Raw genomic sequence first — 9,512 nt, 5'->3', positions numbered from 1 at the left:
CTCATACTTCTTCAACCTCTTCTCAATCCCAGTAAAAATTCAGAAAAATTCCAGAATCGAATTCCCCCACATGTTAGGGGGTTTTCAATTTTTAGGAAAAATGGGTCAAGATTCTAAAATGGGTCTAACCCCGATTATTCAAACACAGGGGGGACTGAGATAAGGTGGGTGATCCCAGTGACGTTTTTTAATACTCCCTTCCTGCCGGTCAATATTTACATTAATAATTTTCATGGTGTCCAATCTCACACAAGAATTTTTCCTGATCATGTCAAATTTGATTGGCTCGATTTTAATATCAACTTTAGGGTATAGAATTAACTGTAATGAAAAAATACCTCATAATCCTTGGTTATATACCAGAAATAGAATTATTTCCAGTCCAGTTATAAAATGGTATAAAAATGAGAGTATTATATTCAAGGTGTTCGTCACTAACCCAAAACCCAGAACGACAATTACAGGACAAGAACTTTGACTACGTGTTCACTGACTATTGTAGTGGGTCAATACCCCTATTTGAAAGACCCAAGGGTCAACAGGTGAAAAAACTACTTGACGAGGGTAAATTGAAAGAATTACATATCCATTCAATCGACCGACTTGGGAGGAACACATTGGATGTATTAACCGTATGGGAGGAACTAACCACCAAAGGAATCATCATCGTATGTAAGAACCCATCCATTAGGAACATAAGTGAGGATGGTAAGGTTGATAAGTTCTCCGAACTACTAATGTCCATCCTGTCCATGATGAGTTCCTTTGAACGTGGGTTAATCCGTGAACGACAAATGGAGGGAATTCGAATTCGGAAGGAAAAACAACTATATACTGGAAGACAAGTTGGAACGGTTGACTCACCTGAACGTCTGTTGAAGAAAGACAGGTCAAGAAAAATACTTAATTTACTATCCAAAGGAACTTATTCTTATACCGAAATATCGAAGATTATTGGTTGTTCACCCACAACTATTGTCAAGGTGAAGAAAGTCTCCCAGATGGTCTAAAAATAGGTTCCAGTAAAATCCTGAAGGGACGAGACGATAGTCGAGTCCCGTAATAAAGGATTCCCCTGAAGGAACGAGTGCAACGAGTTCCGTAATAATACTCACTTAATCGTTGGGATATAATTCACCACATCCACTTCAGATTTAATTACATCCAATTCAACAGGTCGAGAAAAACGTTTGATACTCCTTTGTTTCTTTGTGTACATACTCCATGCCAGTGGATGGGAGAATACTTTACCTCTTGTTGTTAGGTAGTTATTCTCGTTCAACCAATTACTAATCTGAACGAAGTTCATTCCCTTGTCTTCATGTTGTTCACGGATGATCTCAAATAACTTTTGTTGATGGTCATTATAAGGTGAAGTCCAAAGGTTGGGAGAAGATACTCGTATAACCATTGATAAGAAGAAACCTTTAGTGAAGAATTGGTTGGAGTTATTATCTTTGTGTATGTCATTTGTAGAACCTTTTATCACCGTAGAATAATTCAGGAAGGATACAGAACGATTATTGAGTATATCAGAGCTATTTAGCCAAAAGCAGAAGGGAGAGAAGTAAAGAATGGATAAAAGCAATTTGTATTAAGTTTGCAATTTTATAGTAAATTCGAATTTGGTTTTCAAAATAATTAATCTGAATGTCGAATCAACAAAGACCATTATCAACAAAATCACTCTAGCATGACAAAAACCATAAAACCACTTACTTCGTTAAGGTTTGTTTTTTCGTTCATGGTTTTTTGCTCACATTTAATTTTTTTAGTTGATTCTCCCAATCAATTCGTAAAAAAAGTATATTTAAACATATTTAAAGAAGGATATATTGGGGTAAGTTTCTTCTTTATGCTCAGTGGATTTATTCTCGCTTACAACTATTACGACAAAATAATTTCGAAAACCATCTCATTCAAAAGCTTTTATATTAATCGATTTGCACGAATTTACCCTCTACATCTAATTACTTTTTTAGCATCTATCCCATACCTTTTTAAACTTAAAATTGTTGGCCCTTTCGTCTATTTCGGCCTAGGATGTATCAACCTATTATTATTGCAAAGCTTTATCCCCTTACCAGAGGTCTATTTTTCTTTTAATTCCCCTTCTTGGAGTATCTCTAATGAGTTTTTCTTTTACCTTTTAACTCCTTCCTTATTTTTGCTTTTTTCCAAAACTCCTCTAACTCGAATTTTAGCTATTTACTCAATCGTAACGATCATATTTCTTTTTTCTGCATTTATGATGAAGGGTCATCCTCTACAAAATTCCATCTTTTATATTCATCCCTTTGTTCGAATAGTTGATTTTATTATTGGCATTATGTTATATCGAATTTTTAAGATGATTTCAGTTGAAAAAGCAACAAAAAGCACATTTACTTGGATGGAAATCGCTGCTATTTCACTTTTCGTTTTATTCTTTTATTTTCATTCTTACATACCGGAAGTTTTTCGATATTCCATGTACTATTGGATTCCCATGTCTGGAATTATCTTAATTTTTGCGTTTCAAAATGGACATATTTCAAGATTGCTTTCTCAACCGATATTTATTTATTTAGGGGAAATCTCGTTTGGATTTTACATGATTCATCAGATAGTTATTCGATATTTCGAGAGCATCTATCACCCCTTCAACTTATCTCCATTCAATCCAATCTACAGCTTTTCAATCTTTTGTATTGCGTTAGTTTTAAGTATTTTATCCTTTGAATTTTTTGAAAAAAAAGCCAATCATTTTACAAAAAGTATATTTTAATAGAACCTTTCTAAGCTATGCATTTCACACCTGAAAAAATCTCTCATTTAGACAAAAACTATCGCACTAATCTAATTAATGGAATTTCAGGAGGGAAACCTGCATGCTTAATAGGAACAAAAAATAATTCTGGACAAAATAATTTAGCCATATTTTCAAATATCATTCATATTGGTGCAAACCCAGCACTAATAGGTATACTATTTAGACCACTGACAGACAAAAATCATACATATCAAAACATCAAGAGCAATCAATATTTCACTTTAAACCATGTTCAAAGTAATATGATTGAAAATGCTCATTTTACTTCTGCTAAATTTCCAGAAACAACATCTGAATTCGAAGCTTGTCACCTTACTCCAGAATTTCTGGATGAATTTAAAGCACCTTTCGTGGAGGAATCTTCATTAAAAATAGGGCTTAGCTTCAAAGAAGAGCATTTCATATTTGCGAATGACACTATATTACTCATTGGCCAAGTGGAACATATTTTTGTGCCGGAAGAAGGAATTGATTCTGATGGAAATGTTTTACTTGAAAAATTAAAGGGAATTAGTGTGGGAGGTTTAAATACCTATTATGAATTAAGCGAGATTGGCAAATTTCCTTATGCCAAAGTTGACCAATTACCGAATTTTTAACGAATTGATTATGTATTTAGATGAGATCGTTGAATATGCATTAAGTTTACCAGAAGCAGAAGAGACCATGCCTTTTGGCCCAAATCATTTGGTCATGAAAGTAAAAAATAAAATGTTTTTATTACTTGATTTGGAAAGTATGCCTATTCAATTCAATGTAAAATGCCAACCCGAAAAAGCCATTGAATTAAGAGAAGAATTCCCTGAATCTGTTTTCCCCGGTTGGCACATGAATAAAAAACATTGGAATACGGTTTTTGTTAATTCTCAACTCAGTCAACAATTAATCAAAGAATTCATTTCCAATTCTTACGAATTAGTGAAGGCTGGTAAAAAATAAAAACCAATTTCGATTAAACTTATCCCAAAGCTTTTCTTAATAATTCCACACTTTTTCTGACACCTGTTTTAGGATCTTCCTTTCCCTCAAATTCGATGGAAATATAACCTTGGTAATTGACTTTCCTCAATATCTCAATGATGCGCGGATAGTCTAAATCCAATGAATACCACTCTCCTCCTCCGTAATATGTTTTAGCTTGAACAAAGCTGGCTTTGGGAGCAATTTTCTCCAATTTACCATAAGGATTTTCTAAGAAATTTCCTGTATCCATTAACAAGCCCAACCAAGGAGAATTCACGGAATCATGAATTTTCAACATACCTTCTGGAGTAGAACCTAGACCCCAATGGTTTTCCAAAGCCAACAACACTCCACACTCCTCCGCTTTGCTTAAACATTGTTGAATTCCGTCCACACACCATTTATATCCATCCTCTTCGGTATAACCTGGCAAAATAGGTTCAATTCCTCGATTAGCCATTAATTCATCAAAGGATTTGATGGTATTCCATCTCCCCGTATTCAATCTCAAACATGGAATTCCCATTTTATAGGCTAATTCAATGCAATGAATGGTATGGTCCACATGTTTTTTTAATTCCGCTTTGTCTGGCGTAACAAATCCTTGATGGATAGACAAACAGGTTAATGCAATACCATTTAAAAAAGCATGTTTCTTGATTTTTTGCAAATAGGCATTTTCTTCACTTTCCATTTGACGATGCAAGACATCAATTCCCTCTAAACCTAATGAAGCAGCCTCATCAATTACTTTTTCGATGGGAAATTTTTCTCCTTTAAAATGCCAATATGAATAACTAGATACACTTAGTTTAATTTTCGGTTCAATTTTGGACTTAAAACTCCCTTGATTTTCATGGGGCAATTGGGTTGCAAATGCACCCAAAAATGAATTTTGAATAAAATCTCTTCTTTCCATTAGATAAATTGGTTTAACAAGTCTAAGATATCAATAAATTAAATACAATAATTTGTTTAATTTTAAATTTGAAATAAATATCTCATACTGTTATGACACATTCCATGAATTTACCTTGGGTCGAATCACCCTTTTTTTATGAAATTCTGAAGACGAAAAAGCTGGATGCAAATCAAGAAAAATTAGCAACGGATTATTATGAAAATGGTTATGCAGTGGTAGAAAATGCATTTTCGCCTGAGGAAATTGATGCAGTAATTACAGACATAAAAAACAAGGGATTTAATCCAGAATTCCCTATTGAAACACATCGAGATAAAACACGTGTGCAAGATTTATGGCAATACTCCGATGCAGTAAAACAAATGGCTTGCCAGCCAAGTATTTTAGAAAAATTAGAATTTCTGTATGACAAAAAAGTAGTCCCTTTTCAAACTTTAAACTTCATTGTTGGGTCTCAACAAAAAGCACACTCTGACACCTTACACTTTAGTTCTTTGCCTGCAAGGTATATGTGTGGAGTCTGGGTTGCACTAGAAGACATTACTGAAGAAAATGGCCCTTTGTATTACTACCCTAAGTCACACCGCTCTCCAGAATACAATTTTGCGAATTTTAAAAATTCTACAGAAGATACTACCTACGATAATTACAAAGAATACGAAGATTTCATGGAATCTTACATGGAAGTATCTCCATTTGAAAAGAAAAAGTTTTTTGCAAAAAAGGGGGATGCCTTAATTTGGTCTTCTAACATTATTCACGGAGGAAGTCCTGTCAATGACCCCAATAGCACTCGACTATCCCAAGTGACACATTATTATTTTGAGGATTGTATCTACTATACTCCAATGTTATCCAATATGGTAACCAATGAATTATTTATTCGTCGCTTTATTAAAAATATCCGAACAGGCGAAATGCCTAAACAATCATTTAATGGTAATCCAGTTGATTTTGTAAGAACTAGAGATAATTTATATGTATTGAATAATCATATCAAATTACCGAAAATACTGCGTTACATTGCTAGTAAACTAAAATAACAAACTATGAAATCAACATTGATTGGATTTTTTATTCTCGCTTCACTATTATGCAACCATAGTATTTTAGTAGCGCAAGCTTTACCAAATAAATGGGCGATGCTTGATTTCAAAAAATTAGATGCGCAAAACCCCATTCTAAATCCCTCTCTATCCCTTGAATTTACTTGTCCTATTCAAGGAAAACCTGTTCGATGGGAAAATAAAAATGTATTAAACCCAACCGCTTTGGTTAAAGACGGAAAAGTCTTTTTAATCTATCGTGCGCAAGATTCTTTGGGAACTTCTCGAATCGGTTTAGCTATCAGTGAAGATGGCATTCATTTTAAAAAAGAAACTCTCCCTATTCTATTTCCTCAAAATGATGCCTTCAAAAAGTACGAGTGGCCGGGTGGCATTGAAGATCCTCGCGTCGTAATAACACAAGAAGGTAAATATTTATTGACCTACACATCCTATGATGGAAAAACAGCTCGACTTTGCTCGGCAATTTCGAGCGATTTAAGAAATTGGACAAAATTGGGACCTATGTTAAAAGATCCTAAATACATCGATACTTGGTCGAAATCAGGGGCAATTGTTGTCAAAGAAAACAATCAACAAATGATTGCTGAAAAAATCAATGGAAAATATTGGATGTATTTTGGCGATACCAATCTTTTTTTAGCTGAATCTACCGATTTAATCGAATGGAAAGTTTGTGAGGATGAAGAAAATAAAACCGCTATTTCGGTGCTTCATCCAAGAAAAGGGCATTTCGATAGTCGATTAGTGGAACCTGGCCCTTTTGCCTTACTAAGACCTGAAGGAATTCTTATGATTTACAACAGTAGTAATTCAGCGAATTACAATGAAAAACGATTCCCCAAATTTACTTATAGCGCTGGAGAAGCACTTTTTGACAAATCAATGCCTTATAAATTATTGGACAGAACTAATCAGCCATTCATTTGGCCCAATAAGCCTTATGAACAAATTGGTGAAGTCAATGAAGTTTGTTTTGTGGAAGGATTAGTCCATTTTAAAAATAAATGGTTCTTATATTATGGAACGGCCGATTCTAAAATAGCGGTTGCGATTAAAAATGAATCGAAATGAATTTGATTACTGGAGTTCATCATATAGCCATCATTTGCTCCAATTATGAAGTATCAAAACGATTTTACACACAAATTTTGGGTTTTGAAATCGTTCGGGAAGTGTATAGGGAAGAACGAAATTCCTATAAATTGGATCTCGCATGTCAAGGAAATTACATCATAGAGTTGTTTTCTTTTCCAAATCCACCAGCCAGAACAAGTAGGCCTGAGGCTTGTGGATTACGACATTTGGCTTTACAAGTTGGCCATTTAGAAGAAATTATATCCTACTTATCAAACAATGGAATCTTCTGTGAACCCATCAGAATGGATGAATTTACAGGAAAAAGGTTCACTTTTACAGAAGATCCCGATGGCTTACCCATCGAGTTTTATGAAATATGAATAGAATTGAAAAAAAGCCCCTCTCTCAATTAGGTTTTGGTTTTGTCACAAATGAATTCTTGAAGGATCATCAAAGTGAATTTGATCATCGCAACAAGAATTTGCAATTGGAGGACTACCGCCCTCTTCAGGAAAGAGAAATCAATATTTTGGAAGCCAACCTAAATGAAGCCGAGAACTGGAAAGATGTCTGGGTAAAAAATGGCTTCAACCCCTATTTGGTTAAGAATTGTCGATTTTTTGGAATCAATCGAATTGGGATTTTAGAGAGCTGCTATTTGGAATTTAAAAACCTCCGAATGCCAGTTGGACTTTATAACAGTACCTTAATCAGTTGCGATTTCGGAAATAATGTAGCCATTGACAGAGTAAATCTACTTTCTCATTACCAAATTGGTAACGAAGTCATGATCTTGCAAGTCAACGAATTAGCTACCACCCCAACTGCCAAATTTGGAAATGGTATTGTCAAAGAGGGGGAAGAAGAACGAATTCGAATTTGGCTGGAATTAGGAAATGAAAATGGTGGGCGTAAAGTAGTTCCTTTTGAAAATATGCAATTGGCTGATGCCTATTTGTGGACTCAAAATAGAGATGATATAGATTTACAAAAGCGTTTTTTTGAAATGACTCAAAAAGAATTTTCAAAAGAACGAGGATTTTATGGACAAATTGGAGATCGAACTGTTATTAAAAATACGGGGATCATCAAAGATGTCAATATGGGCTCAGATACCTATATTAAAGGTGCCAATAAATTAAAAAATTTAACCATTTTTTCCAACGAAAAGGCCTCCACTCAAATTGGAGAAGGTTGTGAAATTGTGAATGGCATTATCCACGAAGGTTGTCGAATATTTTACGGTGTTAAAGCTGTTCGATTTATTTTGGAATCCCACTCGCAATTAAAATATGGCGCTAGATTGATCAATTCCTATTTAGGAAACAATTCAACCATTTCGTGTTGCGAAGTATTAAATGCGCTTATTTTTCCATCGCATGAGCAACACCACAATAATTCGTTTTTGTGTGCAGCTATCATAAAAGGTCAAAGCAACATGGCAGCAGGGGCTACTTTGGGATCTAATCACAATAGCCGAGGTGCAGATGGAGAATTACAAACGGGAAGAGGCTTTTGGCCAGGATTGTCTGTGAGCCTAAAACACAATTCCAAATTTGCGAGCTTCAACTTAATATCTAAAGGTAATTATCCTGCTGAAATTCAAAATCCCCTTCCTTTTTCACTTCTAGGAAATGATGAAAAAACGGGAGGATTATTAATTATTGCAGCCTATTGGTTTCAATACAATATGTATGCTTTAGCCAGAAATGCTTGGAAATTTCACAACAGAGATCAGCGTATTCATAAAAATATGCTACTAGAATATGATTATCTAGCTCCAGATACAATGTTAGAAATGGTTCAAAGTTTGGATTTATTGTGTTTCTGGGTAGGTAATTCTTTGGAAACAAATTCCTTAAATGACCGAAAAGAAATCACAGAAATAGGAAAATCTTGGCTGGAAAACCCCGCGAATGAACACAATCCTTTGGATGTTTGGGTGACTGGAATTGAAAATACCAAACGCCCAACTCGAATTGCCAAAGCATTTAAGGCCTATCATATATTCAAAGATTTAATCTATTACTATGCCGCGAAACAAAGATTAATTTACGCGAATGAAGATCTAACTTTTCTTAAAAAACCACTTTGTGATTGGGATAATTTAGGAGGTCAAATGGTTCAAACGGCTGCAATTAATCAACTAAAGAGGGCCATCAAATCTGGCGAAATTAATCGATGGAACCAAGTACATGAATGGTATGAATCGCAAGCAATTATTTATCCTAAAGAAAAATTTGAGCAAGCATTAATCGCTTTAAAGCAAATTTCAGGTGGCGATTTATCTGACCCTCAATTTATTCGATCTTGGATGCAAAAAGCGGAGGAAGTTTCACTATTCCTTAGCAATGGCATTCAAAATTCCAGATCAAAAGATTATGAAGATCCTTTCCGACTTTCTATGTTTGGAAATGAAAAAGAAATGAATGCTGTCATTGGCGACCTGGATGACAATGAATTCATCCATGAAGCTAAAAAAGCGCATGAGAGGTTTTTATTTGAGGTAAGAGGTAAAAGGTAAGAGGTAAGAGGTAAGAGGTAAGAGGTAATAGGTAATAGGTAAAAGTTTCTCTTTTCTCTTTTCTCTTTTCTCTTTTCTCTTTTCTCTTTTCTCATTTCTCTTTTCTCTTTTCTCTTTTCTCTTTTCTCTCTCTCTTACCTCTTA

10 protein-coding genes are annotated in these 9,512 nt (G+C 34.6%); 8 read left to right on the top strand and 2 right to left on the bottom strand.

The window, feature by feature from the left end:
• Positions 1–404: 404 nt before the first annotated feature.
• Positions 405–1,010 (top strand): recombinase family protein, encoded by a 606-nt coding sequence (locus tag V7S79_RS07140; protein WP_459489877.1) that lies wholly within the window; start codon positions 405–407, stop codon positions 1,008–1,010.
• 101 nt (positions 1,011–1,111) lie between these two features.
• Here V7S79_RS07140 and V7S79_RS07135 read toward each other — a convergent pair whose 3' ends face one another.
• Positions 1,112–1,411: a hypothetical protein gene (locus V7S79_RS07135; RefSeq protein ID WP_459489876.1), complete on the bottom strand. Its 300-nt coding sequence runs from the start codon at positions 1,409–1,411 to the stop codon at positions 1,112–1,114.
• 282 nt (positions 1,412–1,693) lie between these two features.
• Between V7S79_RS07135 and V7S79_RS07130 the strand changes: the two genes are divergently transcribed.
• From V7S79_RS07130 to V7S79_RS07120, 3 genes are read left to right on the top strand one after another with little or no spacing between them, the layout of a single operon-like run.
• On the top strand, positions 1,694–2,767 hold the full coding sequence (locus V7S79_RS07130; RefSeq protein ID WP_459489875.1) for an acyltransferase family protein: 1,074 nt from the start codon (positions 1,694–1,696) through the stop codon (positions 2,765–2,767).
• 17 nt (positions 2,768–2,784) lie between these two features.
• Positions 2,785–3,411 (top strand): flavin reductase family protein, encoded by a 627-nt coding sequence (locus V7S79_RS07125; protein WP_459489874.1) that lies wholly within the window; start codon positions 2,785–2,787, stop codon positions 3,409–3,411.
• Positions 3,380–3,751, top strand: a complete 372-nt coding sequence (locus tag V7S79_RS07120) for an MmcQ/YjbR family DNA-binding protein (RefSeq protein WP_459489873.1) — start codon at positions 3,380–3,382, stop codon at positions 3,749–3,751. Before V7S79_RS07125 ends, V7S79_RS07120 begins: the two co-directional genes overlap by 32 nt.
• A gap of 19 nt (positions 3,752–3,770) precedes the next feature.
• Here V7S79_RS07120 and V7S79_RS07115 read toward each other — a convergent pair whose 3' ends face one another.
• A complete protein-coding gene (locus V7S79_RS07115; protein WP_459489872.1) occupies positions 3,771–4,694 on the bottom strand; it encodes a sugar phosphate isomerase/epimerase family protein in 924 nt (307 codons plus the stop codon).
• A gap of 92 nt (positions 4,695–4,786) precedes the next feature.
• Between V7S79_RS07115 and V7S79_RS07110 the strand changes: the two genes are divergently transcribed.
• The 4 genes from V7S79_RS07110 to V7S79_RS07095 are packed head-to-tail and all read left to right on the top strand — an operon-like array spanning position 4,787 to position 9,368.
• Positions 4,787–5,740 (top strand): phytanoyl-CoA dioxygenase family protein, encoded by a 954-nt coding sequence (locus V7S79_RS07110; RefSeq protein ID WP_459489871.1) that lies wholly within the window; start codon positions 4,787–4,789, stop codon positions 5,738–5,740.
• A 6-nt stretch (positions 5,741–5,746) separates the two neighbouring features.
• On the top strand, positions 5,747–6,838 hold the full coding sequence (locus V7S79_RS07105; RefSeq protein WP_459489870.1) for a glycoside hydrolase family 130 protein: 1,092 nt from the start codon (positions 5,747–5,749) through the stop codon (positions 6,836–6,838).
• On the top strand, positions 6,835–7,224 hold the full coding sequence (gene gloA2, locus V7S79_RS07100; protein WP_459489869.1) for an SMU1112c/YaeR family gloxylase I-like metalloprotein: 390 nt from the start codon (positions 6,835–6,837) through the stop codon (positions 7,222–7,224). The genes V7S79_RS07105 and gloA2 overlap by 4 nt, the downstream gene beginning before the upstream one ends.
• Positions 7,221–9,368, top strand: a complete 2,148-nt coding sequence (locus V7S79_RS07095) for a DUF4954 family protein (protein WP_459489868.1) — start codon at positions 7,221–7,223, stop codon at positions 9,366–9,368. The genes gloA2 and V7S79_RS07095 overlap by 4 nt, the downstream gene beginning before the upstream one ends.
• Positions 9,369–9,512: the final 144 nt, after the last annotated feature.

It is taken from the genome of Aquirufa sp. ROCK-SH2 (genome assembly GCF_054558315.1).
Note: the sequence above shows the minus strand (reverse complement) of the source record. Positions and strands in the feature narration are given on the sequence as shown.

Excerpts from the sequence above, each read along its gene's own strand:
- V7S79_RS07140 (WP_459489877.1), top strand. The coding sequence starts at position 405 with ATGAGAGTATTATATTCAAGGTGTTCGTCACTAACCCAAAACCCAGAA.
- V7S79_RS07135 (WP_459489876.1), bottom strand. The coding sequence starts at position 1,411 with ATGGTTATACGAGTATCTTCTCCCAACCTTTGGACTTCACCTTATAAT.
- V7S79_RS07130 (WP_459489875.1), top strand. The coding sequence starts at position 1,694 with ATGACAAAAACCATAAAACCACTTACTTCGTTAAGGTTTGTTTTTTCG.
- V7S79_RS07125 (WP_459489874.1), top strand. The coding sequence starts at position 2,785 with ATGCATTTCACACCTGAAAAAATCTCTCATTTAGACAAAAACTATCGC.
- V7S79_RS07120 (WP_459489873.1), top strand. The coding sequence starts at position 3,380 with ATGCCAAAGTTGACCAATTACCGAATTTTTAACGAATTGATTATGTAT.
- V7S79_RS07115 (WP_459489872.1), bottom strand. The coding sequence starts at position 4,694 with ATGGAAAGAAGAGATTTTATTCAAAATTCATTTTTGGGTGCATTTGCA.
- V7S79_RS07110 (WP_459489871.1), top strand. The coding sequence starts at position 4,787 with ATGACACATTCCATGAATTTACCTTGGGTCGAATCACCCTTTTTTTAT.
- V7S79_RS07105 (WP_459489870.1), top strand. The coding sequence starts at position 5,747 with ATGAAATCAACATTGATTGGATTTTTTATTCTCGCTTCACTATTATGC.
- gloA2 (WP_459489869.1), top strand. The coding sequence starts at position 6,835 with ATGAATTTGATTACTGGAGTTCATCATATAGCCATCATTTGCTCCAAT.
- V7S79_RS07095 (WP_459489868.1), top strand. The coding sequence starts at position 7,221 with ATGAATAGAATTGAAAAAAAGCCCCTCTCTCAATTAGGTTTTGGTTTT.